The 19787-nt window shown below is 35.8% G+C and carries 22 protein-coding genes and 1 riboswitch; of the genes, 8 read left to right on the top strand and 14 right to left on the bottom strand.

Features of this window, described 5'->3' with window-relative positions; translation table 11 throughout:
• Nucleotides 1–3: 3 nt before the first annotated feature.
• From phnX to I6L50_RS12910, 5 genes are all read right to left on the bottom strand, one after another.
• Nucleotides 4–798 (bottom strand): phosphonoacetaldehyde hydrolase, encoded by a 795-nt coding sequence (phnX, locus tag I6L50_RS12930; protein WP_219301770.1) that lies wholly within the window; start codon nt 796–798, stop codon nt 4–6.
• 21 nt (nt 799–819) lie between these two features.
• Nucleotides 820–2577, bottom strand: coding sequence for a putative 2-aminoethylphosphonate ABC transporter permease subunit (locus I6L50_RS12925; RefSeq protein ID WP_219301769.1), 1758 nt, complete (start codon nt 2575–2577; stop codon nt 820–822).
• Nucleotides 2578–3579, bottom strand: a complete 1002-nt coding sequence (locus tag I6L50_RS12920; protein WP_002086828.1) for a putative 2-aminoethylphosphonate ABC transporter ATP-binding protein — start codon at nt 3577–3579, stop codon at nt 2578–2580.
• 19 nt (nt 3580–3598) lie between these two features.
• Nucleotides 3599–4675, bottom strand: coding sequence for a putative 2-aminoethylphosphonate ABC transporter substrate-binding protein (locus tag I6L50_RS12915; RefSeq protein WP_113936972.1), 1077 nt, complete (start codon nt 4673–4675; stop codon nt 3599–3601).
• A gap of 227 nt (nt 4676–4902) precedes the next feature.
• Entirely contained in the window at nt 4903–5058 is a 156-nt protein-coding gene (locus I6L50_RS12910) for a hypothetical protein (protein ID WP_002011566.1), read from the bottom strand.
• A gap of 97 nt (nt 5059–5155) precedes the next feature.
• Here I6L50_RS12910 and I6L50_RS12905 point away from each other — a divergent pair, with 97 nt between their 5' ends.
• Nucleotides 5156–5539 (top strand): DUF3905 domain-containing protein, encoded by a 384-nt coding sequence (locus tag I6L50_RS12905; protein ID WP_219301768.1) that lies wholly within the window; start codon nt 5156–5158, stop codon nt 5537–5539.
• A 39-nt stretch (nt 5540–5578) separates the two neighbouring features.
• Here the strand turns inward: I6L50_RS12905 and I6L50_RS12900 are convergent, their stop codons facing one another.
• The 5 genes from I6L50_RS12900 to phaR all read right to left on the bottom strand — a co-directional run bounded on the left by I6L50_RS12900 (nt 5579) and on the right by phaR (nt 10790).
• Complete coding sequence (locus tag I6L50_RS12900) at nt 5579–6928, bottom strand: TrkH family potassium uptake protein (protein WP_219301767.1); 1350 nt, start codon at nt 6926–6928, stop codon at nt 5579–5581.
• Between the two features lie 23 nt (nt 6929–6951).
• Nucleotides 6952–8145, bottom strand: a complete 1194-nt coding sequence (locus tag I6L50_RS12895; protein WP_002011571.1) for an NAD(P)/FAD-dependent oxidoreductase — start codon at nt 8143–8145, stop codon at nt 6952–6954.
• A gap of 94 nt (nt 8146–8239) precedes the next feature.
• Nucleotides 8240–9325: a class III poly(R)-hydroxyalkanoic acid synthase subunit PhaC gene (gene phaC / locus I6L50_RS12890; RefSeq protein ID WP_002011573.1), complete on the bottom strand. Its 1086-nt coding sequence runs from the start codon at nt 9323–9325 to the stop codon at nt 8240–8242.
• A gap of 83 nt (nt 9326–9408) precedes the next feature.
• Nucleotides 9409–10152, bottom strand: a complete 744-nt coding sequence (locus I6L50_RS12885) for an acetoacetyl-CoA reductase (RefSeq protein WP_219301766.1) — start codon at nt 10150–10152, stop codon at nt 9409–9411.
• Nucleotides 10153–10304: 152 nt separating this feature from the next.
• Nucleotides 10305–10790 carry a polyhydroxyalkanoic acid synthase subunit PhaR gene (phaR, locus tag I6L50_RS12880; RefSeq protein WP_113936970.1) on the bottom strand — a complete coding sequence of 162 codons (486 nt, stop codon included), beginning with the start codon at nt 10788–10790 and terminating at the stop codon, nt 10305–10307.
• Between the two features lie 198 nt (nt 10791–10988).
• Here phaR and phaQ point away from each other — a divergent pair, with 198 nt between their 5' ends.
• The 7 genes from phaQ to I6L50_RS12845 all read left to right on the top strand — a co-directional run bounded on the left by phaQ (nt 10989) and on the right by I6L50_RS12845 (nt 16460).
• Nucleotides 10989–11441 carry a poly-beta-hydroxybutyrate-responsive repressor gene (gene phaQ, locus I6L50_RS12875; protein WP_000903018.1) on the top strand — a complete coding sequence of 151 codons (453 nt, stop codon included), beginning with the start codon at nt 10989–10991 and terminating at the stop codon, nt 11439–11441.
• A gap of 42 nt (nt 11442–11483) precedes the next feature.
• Nucleotides 11484–12008, top strand: coding sequence for a polyhydroxyalkanoic acid inclusion protein PhaP (phaP, locus tag I6L50_RS12870; RefSeq protein ID WP_002011575.1), 525 nt, complete (start codon nt 11484–11486; stop codon nt 12006–12008).
• A 101-nt stretch (nt 12009–12109) separates the two neighbouring features.
• Nucleotides 12110–12553, top strand: a complete 444-nt coding sequence (locus tag I6L50_RS12865; RefSeq protein ID WP_001067911.1) for a MaoC family dehydratase — start codon at nt 12110–12112, stop codon at nt 12551–12553.
• A 142-nt stretch (nt 12554–12695) separates the two neighbouring features.
• On the top strand, nt 12696–12881 hold the full coding sequence (locus I6L50_RS12860; RefSeq protein ID WP_000241212.1) for an alpha/beta-type small acid-soluble spore protein: 186 nt from the start codon (nt 12696–12698) through the stop codon (nt 12879–12881).
• A gap of 113 nt (nt 12882–12994) precedes the next feature.
• Entirely contained in the window at nt 12995–14314 is a 1320-nt protein-coding gene (locus tag I6L50_RS12855) for a TrkH family potassium uptake protein (RefSeq protein WP_113936969.1), read from the top strand.
• A gap of 38 nt (nt 14315–14352) precedes the next feature.
• Nucleotides 14353–14527: riboswitch (yybP-ykoY riboswitch) on the top strand.
• Between the two features lie 77 nt (nt 14528–14604).
• Nucleotides 14605–15399 carry a TerC family protein gene (locus tag I6L50_RS12850; RefSeq protein WP_219301765.1) on the top strand — a complete coding sequence of 265 codons (795 nt, stop codon included), beginning with the start codon at nt 14605–14607 and terminating at the stop codon, nt 15397–15399.
• 209 nt (nt 15400–15608) lie between these two features.
• A complete protein-coding gene (locus tag I6L50_RS12845) occupies nt 15609–16460 on the top strand; it encodes a formate/nitrite transporter family protein (RefSeq protein ID WP_002011581.1) in 852 nt (283 codons plus the stop codon).
• 27 nt (nt 16461–16487) lie between these two features.
• On the opposite strand, the gene I6L50_RS12840 is transcribed toward I6L50_RS12845, so the two are convergent.
• From I6L50_RS12840 to I6L50_RS12825, 4 genes are all read right to left on the bottom strand, one after another.
• Complete coding sequence (locus I6L50_RS12840) at nt 16488–16799, bottom strand: cyclic-phosphate processing receiver domain-containing protein (protein WP_002064363.1); 312 nt, start codon at nt 16797–16799, stop codon at nt 16488–16490.
• Nucleotides 16800–16813: 14 nt separating this feature from the next.
• Nucleotides 16814–17536 carry a prepilin peptidase gene (locus I6L50_RS12835; protein ID WP_219301764.1) on the bottom strand — a complete coding sequence of 241 codons (723 nt, stop codon included), beginning with the start codon at nt 17534–17536 and terminating at the stop codon, nt 16814–16816.
• Nucleotides 17537–17648: 112 nt separating this feature from the next.
• A complete protein-coding gene (locus tag I6L50_RS12830) occupies nt 17649–18359 on the bottom strand; it encodes a LutC/YkgG family protein (RefSeq protein WP_002126142.1) in 711 nt (236 codons plus the stop codon).
• Nucleotides 18359–19780, bottom strand: a complete 1422-nt coding sequence (locus I6L50_RS12825; protein WP_002011586.1) for a LutB/LldF family L-lactate oxidation iron-sulfur protein — start codon at nt 19778–19780, stop codon at nt 18359–18361. The genes I6L50_RS12830 and I6L50_RS12825 overlap by 1 nt, the downstream gene beginning before the upstream one ends.
• Nucleotides 19781–19787 lie beyond the last annotated feature (7 nt).

Below are 19787 nucleotides of genomic sequence, written 5' to 3'. Positions count from 1 at the left end.
CCTTTATGAAATAATAAGTTCTTGTTTCTCGATATGTTCAATTACGTTTTCGAGCTCCTGCATCGTTTCAATTGTAAAATGAGCCCCATTTTCAATGAAACGATTACGAACTACTTCTATTTTTTCACGAAGCTCTAACGGATCCATATTCTCAACTTCCTCTTCCGTTAAACCGAGCTCACTACTACCGAAGATTACACCAACTGTCCACATTCCAGCATTTCTGCCCTCTTTCATATCTGACACGGTGTCTCCAACTTTTATCATATGATTCATTGGGTATACACAGAGTTCCATCGCATTTTTATAACACATCCACGGATATGGACGACCTGCTGGAACATCATTTGGCGTCACAAGAAAATCAGGTTTATACCCTTGTATTTCTGCTTCTTTTGCAACAATGTCCATCATTTCTCTCGTATAACCAGTTGTTGACCCAATTTTAATACCTCTTTCACGTAGTGAAGAAACCACTTCTTTTACCCCATCAATTGGCGTGGCATAGTACGGTAAAATAGCAAAGAGAATTTCTTCAAACTCTTCATACATCTCATGAATGTCTTCTTCTGTTGGTAATTGTCCGAAGACACGCTTCCACTCATTCGAAATACGGGGCATTTCCGTTAATACCCTAACATGATCAATCTTCAATAACCCCATTGGTTTACGAGCTTCTTCTGCTGTAATTTCAACACCGCGTTTATGAAAAATCTTCATAAATACTTCTAATGGTGCAAAACATCCGTAATCAACTGTCGTACCTGCCCAATCAAAAATAACTGCTTCAATTTTCATTCTATCCATCACCCTTCTTACTTATCTTTTTTGCCATTGTGACGTTCGGTTACGAAGTGCTTTCGTTCCCCATTCATATACAACCCTCACTACAATATTTGTAACAACAATAAGTACACTCATTGCAGCTGCTGGTGCTACATTTCCTGCATCATCCATATTTACAATTGATACAGCAGCTAGTTTAAAATCAGCCGCGTATAAGAACACTACTGCCGATACAGTTACCATTGAATTTACGAAATAGTACATAACCATTTCTAAAATAGCTGGTAAACACATCGGTACTGTTACTCGAAAGAAAGTTTTATAGAATGGTACACTCATCGACTGTGAAACAAGTTCAAACTCTCGGTCCAGTTTCTTTAAAGCAGTCGTTGCGGTAACAAACGTTACAGAGTAAAAATGTATGATATTTACTAATACTAAAACAGCAATTGTGCCATATAAGGAATGAAACGGATTTGTTACTGAAAGTCCTAGAATTTGAATTGTTGGTTGACTGAAGAAAAAGACATATCCTAATCCAAGTACTAATCCAGGAATCGCTAACGGTACAATAGAAAAAAAGTAGCCTACTTTTCTGAAAAAATGTAGCTGTTCTATTTTTTCAATCGCATAAGCGAACACAAATGTTAAAATCGCACCGATAACTGCCGTAACGGCTGAGACAATTACACTATTTTTAAACGCTTCAAGTCCGTCTCCTGTCAAACTTGAAAAATTAAAATGCTCAAGTGTAAAGCTCATATTATAGGGCCATACTTTCACACTTGCAGCAATACCAACTGCCACAAATAAAAGAATGATCATAAACGTGACTACGCTACAATATACGAATGAAATAACATCTCTTTTCTTATTATTTATTATTCTGTAAGGTACTGCTTTTGAAGATAAAAGATTCGCCTGTTTTCTTTGCGTAATACGATCAACTGCAAATGCGAAAATAGCTGGGATCAATAAAATCATTCCGACAGTTGCGCCCATGGACATATTTTGCTGTCCAATTACTTGCTTATATACGTCAGTAGCAAGTACGTTATATTGTCCTCCAACAATTTTAGGTGCCCCAAAATCAGTGAAACTAAGTGTAAATACAACGAACATCGCACTAATTAATCCGTATTTCACACTAGGTAAAGTAACCGTAAGAAACTGTTTCACTTTACTTGCACCCAACATATTAGAAGCTTCATATAAACGATAATCAGAACCTTGGAGAGCAATTAATAAAATAAGGAATGCTTGCGGAAATGTATACATAACTTCAGCCATTACAATTCCTACTGGTCCGTATAACGGTATTTGTATTCCTTCAAATAAACCAAACATCCCTTTTGTTATTAACCCTTGATTACCAAATAAATATGTAAGCGCAATACCGTGCATCATCGTTGGTGCGAATAATGGTAATAATGCTATGTATTGAAATACGCGCTTTCCAAAAACATTTGTACGAGCGATCGCATATGCGTAAGCGAAAGCGAGTGTAACCGAAATAATTGTTGTAGCGCCCGAAATCCATATCGTATTTTGTAATGATTGAACTAGCGTTGGTGTTGTGAAATATTTACTGAAATTCGCAACACCAACAAAAGCTCCATCTTTATCATAAAAGGCTTGTGTAAACAGTTGTAATAAAGGCAATACAAGCATGATAAAAAATGAAAGAAGCATACCAATAATTAATAGTCTTTGTATCCACTCTTCTTTACCGATACGTCTCTTAATCTTTTTTTTTGTACTTTCTACCTTAAAGTTTTCTAACATCTCCATCTATACAATGACCTTCTTTCCATATGACAACATATGATTTTCTGAGAAAGAGATTTGAATTGGCTTTCCTTTTCTAATAGCAGTTTCCTCTACTTCTGATGCCAATATATCCACTACAATTTTCTCATTATAAAGGTGTGTTTTCTCTTCTATGACCCGCACTTCCGTCCGGTATACAGAACCGCGAAATTCCATGCTTTCTACAACTGTTTTAATACCATTATTTTGTACAACTGTTACATGTTCAGGACGAATTGCATGTTCTTCGTTATTTTTCGAAAAGAAATTAATAGAACCAATAAAATCTGCCACAAACGGATTGGCTGGTCTTTGATAAATCTCCTCTGGTGTTCCAATCTGCATAATTTCCGCATGATTCATTACAACAATTTTATCAGCCATCGTTAATGCCTCTTCTTGATCATGCGTTACCATAATAGTTGTTACTCCCACTTTTTCTTGCAAATCACGCATTTCTCTGCGCAACTTTTCACGCACTTTTGCATCTAAAGCAGATAACGGCTCATCAAGTAACAAAATATCGGGAGACAGAGCGAGCGCACGTGCAAGTGCTACTCGCTGCTGTTGTCCACCAGACATTTGAGCAGGATATTTATCTTTTACATTCAGCAAATCAACAAGTTCTAACGCCGATAGCGCTTTTTCTTTTACTTCTGCTTTTCCATATTTTTTTGTTTTTAAGCCGTATTCAATGTTTTCAAGTGCAGTTAAATTCGGAAATAATGCATACGATTGAAAAACCATTCCGAAGTTCCTCTTTCCAGGTGGTAATGCTGTAATATCTTTTCCATTCACAGCAATACTACCTGTTGTTGCCTCTTCTAGCCCCGCTAAAATTCGGAGCAATGTCGTTTTCCCACAACCACTTGGGCCTAATAAACAAACAAACTCATTTTTTTTCACAGTAAAAGAAATATCCTTTAACGCTGTAAATGCATCAAACTGTTTTTGAATGTGTTGAATTGATAAATATTCGCTCATTTTTCTCTCTCCCACTCACTTACTTTTTCGGTTCTGCTTTTTGGCCAAACTCTTTTTCCCATTTTTCTAAAATTTTGTCACGATTTTCTGCTGCCCATTTAAAGTCATTCTTTTTATATAACTTTTCTGTCACATCTTTAGGGAATCCATCTGGAAGTTTATAATCATTTTTAATTGTCGCAAATCCATTTTTCTCGAAGTATAACTTCATTACATCATCTGTAATTGCCCAATCTAAAAATGCTTGCGCTAATTTATCATTTTTAGCATTATCTTTTTTAATAAGTGCGTTCGCTTCTACTTCCCAGCCTAATCCTTCTTTCGGCAGTACAACTTCAACTGGTGCACCTTTTTGTTTCTCTTTCAAAGCACTATAAACCATTGATACACCAACTGGATATTCACCTGCGCCTGCTAATTTCGCTGGTTTTGAACCTGAATGAGTATAAGTTGCCATATTATCATGAAGTTTCTTCATGTAATCCCAGCCCTTATCTTCTCCCATAATTTGTAGCCATGCAGAAACTGTTAAAAATCCTGTTCCAGAAGAAGCCGGATGCGGCATAACTAGCGTTCCTTTATATTCTGGTTTCGTTAAATCTTCATATGATTCTGGCATCGGTAAATTTTTCTTCTTCAATTCTTCTTTATTTACAGCAATCCCCGTCATAAATGCAGTATTTCCTACCCATTTTTCTGGTTTCTTATCGTCTTTAAATTGCGGAAGGACACGATCTGCTCCTTTTGGAGAGTATCCTTTTAACATATCTTTTTTCTCTAAAGCTAATAGACTAGACGCTGCAGTTCCCCATACAACATCTGCTTGTGTATTTTTTCCTTCAGCTAGCAATTTCGCTGTAATAACTCCTGTTGAATCACGAACAATGTTCAACTTCACGTCTGGGTACTTCTGTTTAAAAGAATCAAGATAAATCGGTACAAGCTCTTCTTCAATCGCTGTGTAGACAGTTAATGATCCAGATAATTTATCATCTTTTACTTTTGCTCCAGCACTTTCTTCTTTCTTTGCACCACACCCCATTAATAACGAAAATACCATTCCAGTTGCTACAGCTTTAAAGATTGTTTTTTTCACTGTCTCTCTCTCCTTTTACAAATCTTATGTACAACTCTAATATAAACAACTAGTGTAAAAGCAGTATTAAACCAACATTAATCTTTTGTTTGTTGTTTGTTTTTGTGTAATACGTTGCTACTTCTATGTTTTTTCGCATTTTTCTGCTAATATCAAACGTGAAATTTACAAATAATTAAAAAAACCTTTATAATCCCACAAAAAAATGAGGCGTTTGTAAAAACGCCTCATTTTTGTTTACCTTTTTTTGAATTACGATTTGCATACTTCGCACTATTTTCTCCTTCATACTCTAATGCAAATTCTGCATCTGGTAAGCTTTCTTTCGGAGTTTTATTATTATTAATTGCTGCATTTTGTTTTACTTTTCTTTTTACCAACATATTCACCTGCTCTCACGAAATAACTTTCTATTCTAGTTTGAAACAACTTACAGTAATTATTACTGGGAAGTGTTAACAAGTACATAAGAGCTTATAGATGGAAATACTACATACGAACAAGCCATTACAAAAAGGAGCGATTACTTTGAAAGAAAAAGAAACGATACAATCGCCAATTTTAGACGAGACGCTCCCTCATCAAATGAACTTTCCTTCTTTTAAAGGCACAGGCAAAAAGATGAAACAACCTTTTATAAATCAATATGATGTTGTAATTGGAGACAGTAAATACGATTCCACTAACAGTCCTCTTAATAATTGGAGTGATGAGGTAGATCCTGCCATTATGGCTGGGGAAGAATGGATCCATCCTACAAATGATATCGGATGGATTGCAGAAGAAAATCAAGAATTACTTAAAAACGAAGTTGATAATAAAAATGATGCTTTTATGCATCCCCAATTCGGAATTAACGACTAAAAAAACCATTCTACCTAACGCAGGTAGAATGGTTTCATACTATCCAATAATAATTCGCTCTTTCGGGTACTTATAGCGAGCTGGTTGCTCTCTTCCACCACTAGCTAAAATAAATGTCAAAATACCGACGCGTCCGATAAACATAAGTACAATAAGTACAAATTTACCAACAGTTGTTAAATCAGGAGTAACACCTGTTGATAGTCCCGTCGTTCCGAAAGCAGAACAAACTTCAACGATTAAGCTCATAAGCGGTACATTTTCCGTAATAGATAAAATGAATAGCGCTGAGGCACATAATAAAATCCCCATCGTCATAACGACAGATGCTTTCAACACGTCCTCTTCATGTAGCTGACGTTTGAAAACTCGGACTGTTCTCCCGCCTCTTGCAAATGTATATAACGATAATATACTAACTGCAAATGTTGTTGTACGTATTCCGCCCCCAACTGAACTTGGAGATGCCCCAATGAACATTAATATACTCATAAATAAAAGCGTTGGTTGTGATAATTCACGTATGTCCATTGTAGCGAGTCCTCCACTTCGCGTCGTCACAGATTGGAATAATGTATAAAATACAGTTTCATGCCATGACTTTCCTACTAAAAAATGATTTCGTTCTAATAGAAAAATCATAATTGTTCCAACAATAACGAGTACAAAAAATGTCGTTGTCGTCAATTTTGTAAATAACGAAAAGCGAAATAGTTGTTGTCGCCTTTTACTAAGGAATTGTTTTACTTCCATTAACACTGGGAAACCGATAGCTCCTAAAATAATAAGCAACATATGAATCATTTGAACAATATAATCTTTTTTGTACGGAATAAGTGATTGTCCTGTTAAATCAAATCCTCCGTTCGTTGTTGCGCTCACAGCGGCAAAGAAACCGTGAAAATAAGCTTCTTGCCAAGTCGGGAAATATAGTAAGAATCTTGTACCTAACAGTATTGCTCCAATGAGTTCTATCGAAATAATTACAATTAAAATAGAACGCATCAATTCTACAAGGCCCGATAAATTCCCTTGGTTATGGTCTGCCATAATTAATCTTCTTCTTTGCAAACCAATCTTTTTCCCCGTTATAATCCAGACGAATGTACCAAGCGCCATAATTCCTAATCCGCCTAATTGTAAAATAAGGGCTAAAACAATAATTCCTGCCGTTGTAAACGTATCTGAAATCGTAACAACTGACAGTCCCGTAACACTTACCGCACTAACAGATGTAAATAGTGCATCGATAAATGTCCATTTCACTTCAGGCTTCGTAACAAATGGTAAACTAAGCAAAATTACCGATACGACTACTGCTAGTAAATAAAATACAACGATAAGTTGTACGGGACGTAACTTTTGTAAAAACTTTTTTATATCTCTCATTCCATCACTTCGCTACCTTTTTTCTATCGATTAAATAAAGAAAAATCATCACTTTCTTCATTTGTAAATAACTGCTGAAATAGTTTCGCAAATACCATTCCGTATACAGTTCCATTTCCCCCATACGGCAGTGCGTAATATAAATTATGTATTTTTTTATCTTCTTTTAAAATAGGAAGACCGTCATGACTGCCACCAAATGCTGCTGCCCAATAGTACTCTGCCCGTATATTTTTATACTGCGGGAACATTTCTTTTACAATGTTAATAAGAAGATCACGCTTATGCAATAATTTCGTATCGCCGATTTTTTGAATTTTCAGCGCCTCATCTAATCCGCCTATAACAATGCGGTTTTGATACGTTCGACTATACAAATACGGACGTGCTGTTTCCCAAATTAACGATTGCTCATGCCAGCCTTCAAAATAATCTATCTTATTTGTCACAACGGCATAAGACGTTTCTACAGTTGTATTTTTTTCTTTCTTTCCAAAAATTGCTTCATAACCTGTCGCCATAATAATATTCTTTGCTACTATTTTATTTCCTGTATTCGTGTAACAAATTAAATCATTTTGGATTTGTTTAATATGTAATGCCTCTGTATGTTCGTATATAGTAGCGCCCATTTGTTTCGCTTTATGCAAAAGACTATGCGCTAATAAATACGGATTCACTTCTGCATCACCGCTTGTATATAACGCTGCTTGTTTTGCAAATGAATAACGTTTCTTAATATCAGACTCTGTAAAATATTCAACCGGAAATCCATAATGGCGTAACGTATTATATTCTTCTTGTAAAAATGAAACATCCTCATCTCTACTTGCATAATACAAACTATTTCGCGGAATAAAATGGGGATCAATATCGAGAGTTGGCACAACCTTCTCCATTGTTTGCAGCGCTTCATAACAAAGTCTATATGCTCGTACCCCTTTCTCTTCACCAAATGTATGAATAAGAGAGGTTAACGATTTATCATGAACAAATTGTAATAATCCTGTATTTGCAGCTGTGCTACCACATGCAATTGCTCTTTTTTCAATGAGCATAACACGCATTCCAATTTTAGCTAACGAATACGCTATATGAGCACCCGCTTCTCCACTTCCAATTACGAGCACATCACATATCATATCATTTTCTAACGTTGGATAACAAGGTACAGAAACTCCAGAATTCCAAAACAACTTACCAGTCATAAGCTTCATAATTATACTCCTACCATATAATTTTCTCCTTTCTATGTTTCGTCATTTTCCATAAAAAAATCCAACTAACATACGCTAGTTGGATTTTTTCTCTTTAATTAGAACGCTCTTCAAGCCAATTTCCAACCGTCGGATATGTTTGCTTTACAGCCGTTCCACCATACACAATAGACATATGTCCTGTCGGTAAACATACATACTCTTTATCTGTGCTAGAAATATGATCAAGTAAAGCTTCTACTTGACATGGCAGAGCGATATGATCACGCTTCGCAGAAATATTTAAGACATTCGCCTTAATATTTGCAAGGTCTACCTTTTGTCCGCGAATAACGAGTTCACCCTTCACTAATTTATTATTTTGATAAAAATCACGAATCCATTGTCTATACGATTCACCTGGGAACGGAATACCATCGCCTACCCACTTTTGAACTAATTTCCAACTTTCGACGAAGCGCTCATTTTCTGAACGATCGACTAAAGCAACATATGGACCGACAAAGTTTGTAATTGGTTTTAACATCTTATTTCCGAAATCAATCATTTCTGGTGGAATATTTCCAAATGTATCAACTGCTTTATCTAAATTGAAATATTTCTCATCTAATAAAGGACCGTATAACCCTGTTTCAGAGAAATCAAAAGGACTTGTCATAAAAATCAAGTTTCGAATTGGCATGTCCGGATGAAGCGCTGCATAAATAGATGTTAACGTTCCACCCATGCAATAACCAAGTAAAGAAATCTCGTCCGATTTTGCAGTTCTCATTACTTTTTTCACTGCTTTTGCAATATAATCGAACACGAAATCATCAAATTTCAAATGACTATCTTCTAAACCGAATGTGCCCCAATCAAGCATATACACATCAAAACCACGATCTACTAAATATTCCACTAAACTATTACCTGGAGTTAAATCCATAATATACGGTTTATTAATAAGAGCGTATATTAATAAGATTGGAACTCTCTGTGTTTTTTCTTGTTTTGGAATGTAACGATACAGCTTCGTTTTATTCTTCGTCCAAATAACCTCTTTCGGTGTTAAACCAACTTGTGGTTCTGGTTCGCGTAATAAAACTTCGCTCGCTCTTTTCACACGGCGATATGCTTTACGATATTCTTCTGGGTACAACTCCAATTGCTTTTCCCATTCTGTTACGAATGTAGTCATTTTTTCTATCTCCTTTTTGGTCAATTTCTTTCTAAAAAAAGAAGTGCATTCCTGCTATGGATATGCACTTTTTTCTTACTTCATTACATGTATAATCCGCCGTTAATGTTTAATTGCTGACCTGTGATATACGCACCGTCACGGCATAGATATACTACACCTTTTGCAATTTCATCAGCTTGACCAAAACGTTTTTTCGGGATTTTCGCAACGATTTTTTGACGCACTTCTTCTGGTACTTCTGCTACCATTTCAGTATCAATAAATCCTGGGCAAATTGCGTTTACAGTTACATTTGTTCTTGCAAGTTCTAACGCTAATGATTTTGTAAATCCTAGCATACCTGCTTTTGCTGCTGAGTAGTTTGTTTGTCCAAATCCACCAGCTTGGCCAATAATAGAAGAAATACTAATGATTCTTCCTTCTTCTGCTTCCGATATGTATGGAAGTACCGCACTTGTCGTATTAAATACACTGCTTAAGTTCACGTCAATTACGCGCTCCCAATCTTCACGATTTAATTTTTTGAATGTACGATCTCTTGTAATACCAGCATTATTAACAAGAATATCAACTTTACCAAAATGATTCACAGCTTCTTCTACAAGTCTGTTTGCATCTTCTACTTTAGAAACATCCGCTTGAACTGCATAAACGTCATATCCTTCTTTTCCTAATTCATTTACTAAGTTTTCAGCTGCTTCTTTACTGCTGTTATAGTTAATAACTACTTTTGCTCCCTCTTCTGCTAATGCTACTGTAATTGCTTTTCCAATTCCTTTTGCCCCACCTGTTACGATTGCTACTTTGCCATTTAATTGAACCATTTCTTTTCCCCCTTAAATGAATTTGTGAACGATTGTTATGAATCATTTTGGTACTCATACTAATTGAGTCCATATATTAATTATGTTTCGTTGTTTATACATGAAAAGAGATTCTCCCTCTCTCTTTTACACGTTATAAACAAACGCGATTATCATTTTTTATTTTCTGGCTTATTTACTACAGGCTTTACTTCTTCTTTTACAGGTACTTGTAGTTTAGCTAGTACTGCATTTTGCTTTTCTAGCAATTCTAAAATTTGATCAACTTTCGTTTCTAACGTGCGCATATCTTGTTTTACTTTCGTAACATCACGCTTTAATGTAGGAGCTTGTCCTAATGAATCCACTTTCTCTTCTAGAATTTCCTCGATATTATCAACTTTATTTTCTAAGTTAATAACAAGCGTAGCTACTCTAGCGATATCCTCTCTCGTCGGCACATTCACCTGTTCTAAATAATTTTTTGTCGTATCATTTAATGCTTTTTGATAAAACAAATTCAAATCTAGAACGCTGCCCATCCAAGCAGAATATTCTTCTGTTTTAATTGTTTCATTGAGCGCTTTTCCCCAAAATGTTTCGGTTTGTTCATAAGCATTTTTCCATGCTTGCAATGGATCGAATTTTTGATCAATCACTTCGACTACACTCCCTTTTTCGTTTTTGAAACAATTCAACCTATTCACTATTTTCTAATATTCCGAATAAAACTTCAAGTATATATTTTATTTTTCTTTATTTTCTAACAAATGTATTGACATTAAAAACAGATAGGTGTAAATTGCACTTATAAGCAAAAAATTCCATCTAACTGATTCATGAGGTGATGCACAATCATGCTACATAATGAACCAGAACACCCAGAAAGTTTGGAAAAAAACCAAGCGAAACAACCAAACTCCATGCCAAAAAACTTCTTAGTTCCTTTCTTACTTCTCTGTCTAAAAGACTGGAGTCTTCATGGTTACAAACTTATTCAAATGCTAATGGACATCGGCTTTTCTTCTGTTGACCAAGGTAATGTGTATAGGACACTACGCAAATTAGAAAAAGAAAATCTTATTTCTTCTACTTGGGATACAAGCGAAGGCGGGCCAGCGAAACGAATTTATTCTTTAACAGAATATGGAGAGCAATATTTAACAACATGTGCAACTTCTTTTGAACATTATCAAAATATGTTGCGGACGTTTTTCACGTTATACACCAATGCATTCTTTCCATTTTCTACTTCTCCAGAAAAGGATGAAAAGGATTCTTCATCTTCACCTGGTGGTACAGCAGAGTAATCTGCGTTCACAATATGCAAAAAAACATTTGGAGGTCAAACAATGGAAACTAAGCCATACGAATTAGTCGATGCATTTTGGAAGAACTGGTCTCAATCTCTTTCCCTTTTCTCTTCAGCTGGGAAACAATTAGAGCAACTTACTTTAGAAACGTTAAAACAACAACAAGACGCTTTGCATAAATTAACATCAGGAGTAGATGAACTAGAAAAAGAGCTACACCAATTCACTGCTCAGTTCAATAACCAATATACAGACTATGTGAAGCAATTAACTGGAAACTCCTTAAATGATCAAATTAACGAGTGGCAAGAAAAGTGGAATGAGCTTTCTAATCAAATGCACCAACTTACTGTTTCGCCTACGAAAACATCTTTGTCTATTCTTACTCAAACTAGCGGCCAATTTGAAGAAACAACAAAACACTTTATCGAACAACAACAGTCGCAACGTGAAGAGGTTCAAAAACAGTTAGAAGTTTTTTTGGGAGAGTTCAAGTCCAAACAACTAGAACTCGCAAAGCAGTTCGAGGAAAACTCAAAAAATCTATTTACTTCCATCAAGTAAGAAAAATGTGGCAACTAACTGCAGCACAAACAAAACTCTTTCTTCCTCCTACTACATCAAGATGGCTTACATTTTTCGATATGGAAAAGAAGGAGGACAAAATGAATCCATTTCAAGAAGCACAAACTGTTCCGGAGCTTCGTTACGATGAGATTCAAGTCGGTGATCAAGCATCACTTACAAAAAAAATTACGGATGAGGACGTTATCAATTTTGCAAAATTGACTGGAGATGTAAATCCTATTCACATTCTAGACTCTTTTGCAAAAACGACAATGTTCAAAGAACGTATTGCCCATGGCATGCTCGTTTCAAGTTTTATTTCTACCATTCTTGGAACGAAACTTCCTGGCAAAAATACGATTTATTTATCACAAAACGTTTCATTCCGTGCTCCTGTCAAAATCGGTGATACACTTCGCGTTGTGGCAGAAGTTATTAAAAAACGGGACGATAAAAAAATTATCACATTGCAAACAAACATATATAATCAATCTGATGATATTGTCGTAGAAGGTACAGCGACAATACTGAAAAAAGAGTAGCAAATTTGCTACTCTTTTTTCTATCCAAGAACTTCTAATCACACCGTTTACTTCCGTGTATGAGTACGTCGTTTACACATAAAATAACATTACCAGATAGCACTTAGCTAAACTGGATTACTCTTTAAGGATGTGTATCAACATGGTGAAAACAAACAAATTACTAGTTCCGGGTGCAGAGCAAGCACTTGAACAATTCAAATATGAAATCGCACAAGAATTCGGTGTAAGCTTAGGATCTAATACAGCATCTCGTTCTAACGGATCAGTTGGCGGTGAAGTAACGAAACGTCTTGTTGCTTTAGCTCAACAACAATTACGCGGATAACTATATAACCTATGGCTTAGAGGCAGATATTCTCTGCCTCTTTCTTTTTTAACATACATAATAGTGCTTCTTCACATACTAGTAAGAGCAAATCGAAAGGAACGATATGTGAAATGAAACGGATTAACATTAGCATGAGTCCTCCCCGTGTTCTTACTGTATCTTTTATTATGCTATCAATTATCGGTACATGCCTATTGAAATTGCCAATTGCTACAACAACGTCTATTTCATGGCTCGATGCTTTATTTACAACGGTTTCTGCTTGTACGGTTACAGGGCTTGGTGTTGTGGACACTGGTAAAGTATTTACCTTATTTGGCCAATGTGTCATTTTAACACTTATACAAGTTGGCGGGCTTGGCATTATGAGCTTTGCTGTTTTAATTGCAATTATGCTCGGCAGAAAAATCGGCCTTCAAAACCGGATTTTATTACAACAAGCATTAAACCAAACAAATGTCGGCGGAATCATTCGTCTTGCAAAAGCGTTATTTTTATTTTCTTTTACTGTAGAATGTATCGCTACTTTACTTCTCTCTTTTGAATGGGTACCAAAATACGGGGTTGCCAAAGGTATATATTATAGCTTTTTTCATTCTATCTCAGCCTTTAATAATGCTGGGTTTTCTGTGTGGAGCGATAATTTAATGCCACACTCCCATAGCATTCTCGTCAATCTCGTTATTTCTTCCCTCATTATTTTAGGTGGGATTGGTTTTACGGTTATCGTAGATATAAAAAGAAAGAAAAACTTTAAAAACCTTACTTTACACTCAAAGCTTATGCTCTCTTCTACTCTAATCATCAATATTATTGCTACAGCTTTTATTTTTATATTCGAGTTCCATAATTCTCTTTCTATGAGAGGATTTACACCATTTGAAGAAGGTATGGCTGCTTATTTTCAAGCAATCTCGACTCGTACAGCTGGGTTTAATACAGTGGATATTGCCGCTCTATCTAAACCATCACTTTTATTAATGATGCTTCTTATGTTTATTGGTGCTGGCAGTGCTTCTACTGGTGGTGGGATTAAATTAACAACTTTTTTAATTATGTTTTTCGGCGTATTTAAATTTTTGCAAGAACAAGATGATATTGTCGTGTTTAAAAAATCCATTAAAGATACGCTCATCGTCAAATCATTAACGATTACTATTATTTCAATTTCGTTTATTTTTCTTTCCATTTTAATTTTAAGCATCACTGAGAAGGTTCCTTTATTAATGAGTGCTTTTGAAGTATTTTCAGCATTTGGAACTGTCGGCCTTAGCATGAATTTGACGCCACACTTAACAATCATCGGCAAAACAATTATTATCTTTATGATGTTTTTTGGAAAGATGGGGCCTTTAACATTAGCCTTTTCATTTGCACGTAAAAAACAAAGAAAAATAAAATATCCAAACGAAGATATTTTAACAGGTTGACAACCGTATAAATTATCCATATAATGAGAGTACAATAGCATATCTCCAAAGGGGAGTAGCGTCCAAGAACTATTTCTTGGAAACAAAGTCGTCATTACGTAGAACTTAGTTCTTCCGGCTTTGTTGGCATTTTCATTACATATGTCTAGCAAGACCTTTGCCTATCAACGGCAGAGGTCTTTTTTGTTTTCAAATTTCCTCCACCGTTGATGCGCAGGAGTATGGGGAAACTAAACAGTGGGGAACTTCTTCACTTGTTTAGACTTTATAGAAATGAGAGGAGAATGTACATGGATGTATCATTATTATTGGAGTATGGTTGGGTATTACTCATCCTAATTGCACTAGAGGGGATTTTAGCGGCTGATAACGCTCTCGTTCTCGCAATTATGGTAAAACATTTACCAGAAGAAAAACGAAAGAAAGCACTATTTTATGGATTAGCAGGAGCGTTCGTTTTCCGATTCGGATCACTATTTATGATTTCGTTCTTAGTCGATGTATGGCAAGTGCAAGCAATTGGTGCAATTTACCTTATGTTTATCGCTGGTAATCACTTATTTAAAACGTATGTTAAAAAGAATTCAGATGAAGAAACAGAAGAAAAAGAAGCAAAGAAAAAACAAGAGAAATTTTGGTGGACTGTATTTAAAGTTGAGGTTGCTGATATCGCCTTCGCAGTTGATTCAATTTTAGCTGCTGTTGCATTAGCAATGACTTTACCGAAAACAGGATTAGGTACAATCGGTAGTCTGGATACTGGGCAATTCGTTGTTATCTTTGTAGGTGGACTTATCGGATTAATCATTATGCGATTTGCAGCAACTGCTTTCGTACAAATTTTAAAACGTAAACCAGGACTTGAAACTGCAGCATTTTTAATTGTAGGTTGGGTTGGTGTGAAATTAGCAGTTTATACATTAGCACACCCTGCATTAAATGTAATTCCGCATTCATTCCCAGAGTCTACTCCGTGGAAACTTACTTTCTGGATTGTATTAGTTGGAATCGCAGTTGGTGGTTGGTTCTTCTCGAAAGAAGTAGAAGTAAAAGTAGAAAAGAATTTAGACGAAAAAGCGCTGTAATTACAGCGCTTTTTCTTTTTTCTCGTTTCAATCCCCCTCTCTATTTTTAGAAAAAATTCCATTATACTACCTTTTGTAAACGCTTCCCTTCTAGATGTATGTCCTTTTTGTGAAATATTGCACAAACTTATTGAAACTATGAACAAATCCATGTACCTTATTCATATAAGGAGTATTTATAGACGATGTATTAAAGGAGCGTATTACTCATGCTAGAACAAGGATTAGATTACGTTGTAAAACTGGCTAAGAGCAAAAAACAAATGCTAGATATAAATCCAATGCAATATTTCATTCGTGCTGCACTTGCGGGCATTTATATCGGTTTTATTATTGTACTATGTTTTAAATTAGGTAACTTTTTTCATATTGCAGATTCACCAGCAACATATTTAGCTTCCTCCATGTTTTTCGGAATTGCTCTCGTACTTATTATATATGGCGGCGCTGAATTATTTACTGGCAATACGATGTACTTCACAGTGGCAACTTTAAGAAAAGAAACAACGATTTCTGATACACTTCGCAACTGGGTTGCTTGTTATGCAGGTAACTTAGCTGGCGCTTTATTCTTTGCCTTACTATTTTACGCAACTGGAATTTTCGAAGCAATTGATCACAGTCATTTAATGAATAAAGTTGTTGAAGGAAAGATGAATACACCTACAATGCAATTATTCTTTAAAGCGATTTTATGTAACTGGCTCGTATGTCTTGCCTGCTTCTTACCTTCTCAAGTGAAAGGTGACACAGCCAAAATATTAATGATGATGATGCTCGTTTTCACTTTCTTTTTATCTGGTTATGAGCATAGCATCGCTAACTTATCACTGTTTGCTTTATCTTTAGTATCACCACATCCTGAGACAATTTCTTTTGCGGGTGCTATTCATAACTTAATTCCAGTTACAATCGGTAACATTATTGGCGGATCCGTATTTGTCGGTATGGTATATCATTACTTAACAAAGAAAGCACCTGTTGTTGAACAAGAGAAAACTCAATTAGTTGGAGCTCAAACAGAGGAAATTATTCCTTTACAAGCACATATGAAACATTAAAAACTCCAAAGTTTCACTTTGGAGTTTTTAGCTCCCTACATATTTCAAGGCAATATAAGGATTAATTTCCCCGTTTTCCTTCCCTCTCTCTATGCTCTTTTTCATCTGATGCATACCGATGACATCATTTGTATGAAGGTGAATTTCATTAACATATAAACCTTCGTTGCAGAAAGCTTCTACGAAATCTAACCCACTTTTTTGTCGCCATCCCATATTATAATCGAGGGAAATAATATTCACCTCATTATCCCTAACAATTTGCAAGGCAGATTCTACTGTAGTTGCCAAAACATATCCGTATGGGCAACTTCTTTGATCATCCATATATACATTCATTTTCTATCTCCTCTCTATTTTGCATATGCGACCAACACATAACATATTGCTCCAAGGCTAATAAAAGGTCCAAACGGAATTGGAGTTCTTATTTTTATACGCTTTAGCGCTATACCTATTCCGAAAAAACAAAGACTAAAGCAAGATGCTAAAAATAAAGTTATAAAAACCCCTTTCACTCCGACTATACATCCGAGTAACGAAAGTAATTTTACATCACCTCCGCCAAGACCATCTGGATAAATCTTTTGCATGCAATATAACAAAATGAATATAGTTCCACTGCCAGCTAAACTATCTATCCAAGTAACTAACGGTACAAAAATACATTCTAAAATAAGCAAAAGCGCAAACCAAATTAAAATACGATTAGGTATTAGCATATATACTAAATCTGTAACTGAAATAATTAGAAGTAACGAAAAAAGCGATAAAATGATGATGAGCTCTCGTTCCATTCCAATTACATATACAGTAAGAAAAAATAAACTGCCTGTAACAAATTCAAATACTATGTACAAACTTGAGATTTTCCTTTTACAATTCGTACAACGCCCTTTTTGTATACAAAATGAAATGATTGGAATAAGTTCTTTCGGCTGTAACGTATACTTGCAGTAATGACAGTACGAACGCGGTGTAATAATAGATTCCCCTACTGGGACTCTCATCGCAATCACCATAAAAAAAGAACCAAACACCATACCTATTAACAATGCATATAAATAAGTGAACATCCCTTCCTCTCCTTTCCAAAAGAACATAACAAAAAAAGGAGAGAACTTCTACTTCATATTATCTTTATTCTATTAAAAAAGCAGGCCGTTTTCCGGCCTGCTTTCCCCTATTTTATACGATGAAATATACTGCTTTTAATGGCCCGTGTACTCCGACAACAAGATTCATTTCAATATCCGCAGAGTTACTTGGTCCTGTAATAAAGTTAATACAAGATGCGACTGCTTCACCTTTTTCCACACGTGAGTTCATATGTTGAACTGCTTGTGTAATACGCGGTACAAGTGTTTCACGTGGAATAATAGCAAAGTATACGGTCGGTAAAAAGTGTAAAGAACGCCCTTGTCCTTTATGACTTTGTACAACAATCGTACCAGATTCAGCTAAAGTATAATCACTAAATGCAATACCGATATTCGCTTTTTCCGCTATACGCATATTCTCTTCTTTTTTCTCAGGATCCCATACATTTACCTCAACATTTTGCTTTGGAAGCTCTTCTTTAAATAAAGAAGTCAATCCATAGGAATCAAAACGTTCATCTGCTGATAATATAATAGGTCCTCCGCCGTTTTCAACGATTACTTTTTGAATATCTTCACGTAAGCGGTCGTTTGTCGTTTCCACAACAGTTGTATGAATGTTTGTACATTGCTTTTTAAATACTTCTAACAATTCTTCTTGTGAATAATCTTTTAACGTTTCTACATTCACATTACTTTTCCATGCTGGACGTTCTACGCCTTCTGTTTTACGCGCGCGCCCAAGTTCTTTTGCGATATTATCTAGAAAGGACTCACGGTTTTGAATTAATCCTGTCATTATTTGTCCCCGCCTTTCTTATGATCTTTATACCAATCACGGAATCGTTCTTTACTTGGAGCTGGGAATTCACGAATATCCGTCCAGTTTTTAAGTGGTCCAACACCTTTTGATACACGGTTACCAGATGTAAATGGACTCATTGCTGCCGGTGCCATTTTCGATCCCATTTTATATAAAGCTGCTGAAGAAGCACCCATACTAAACATCTTCATTGCTAATTTTTCTGCAAGTGGGGCACGACCTTCTTGCTCAACGATGACTTGACGATGTTTTAATAATAAATCATGTAATGGAATTTTTACTGGACAAGCTTCTGTACATGCTCCGCATAAACTAGATGCATAAGGAAGCTCTTTGTAATCGTCATACCCACCTAAAAGTGGTGTTAATACCGCACCGATTGGTCCTGAATAAATAGATCCATACGAATGTCCACCAACGTGACGATATACGGGACATACGTTAACACAAGCGGCACAACGAATACATTGCAATATTGAACGGAATTCCGATCCAAGAATTTGAGAGCGGCCATTATCAACAACGACTAAATGAAACTCTTCTGGTCCATCTACCTCTTCCTCTTGAATTGGTCCTGCTACTGTTACGTAACTTGTTAATTTTTGACCTACCGCACTACGACATAGTAAACCAACTAAAACATCTAATTCTTCCATTGTCGGAACCATACGTTCCATACCCATTACTGCAATTTGTGTTTTCGGAATCGACATGACAAGATCGGCATTACCTTCGTTCGTCACTAAACAAAGAGAGCCAGTATTTGCAACAGCGAAGTTACAACCTGTCACACCAATTTCTGCATCCATAAATTTCTCACGAAGTTGTTTACGAACAAACTTTGTCATTTCGTATGGATCATCAGAATTTTCATATCCAAGTTTTTCTTTAAATACATCACGAATTTGCGTTCTGTTTTTATGAAGTGCAGGCGCAATAATATGTGATGGTGGATCGTTATCTACTTGCAAGATATACTCTCCTAAGTCACTCTCTAACACTTCACAACCAATCTCTTCAAGGGCATGATTCATACTAATTTCTTCAGTTACCATTGATTTTGATTTTACAACTTTCTTCGCTTGTTTCTTTTTTGCAACGTCTTGAATATACTTCGCTGCATCCTCTTTCGTTTTCGCAAAGTAAACGTGACCGCCTCTTTTTGATACATTTTCACTTAACTGCATTAAATAATAATCAAGATTTTCTAACGTATGTTGACGAATTTGTTCACCTAGTTCACGCCACTCTTCCCAGTTTCCCAACTCGTCAGCTGCTTTTAATCGATTTGTATATAAACGCGTTTGTGCAGAAGATACCGCTCCGCGCATAAACGAATCTTGAATTCCATCGCCAACGCGATCATTAAATTTTTTCTCACTGATTTTCATAGACATAGCTTAT

The sequence above is a fragment of the Bacillus sp. FDAARGOS_1420 genome (assembly GCF_019344915.1).
In the GTDB taxonomy this organism is placed as follows: Bacteria; Bacillota; Bacilli; order Bacillales; family Bacillaceae_G; genus Bacillus_A; species Bacillus_A mycoides.
This window is presented reverse-complemented; position numbering and strand designations above follow the sequence as displayed.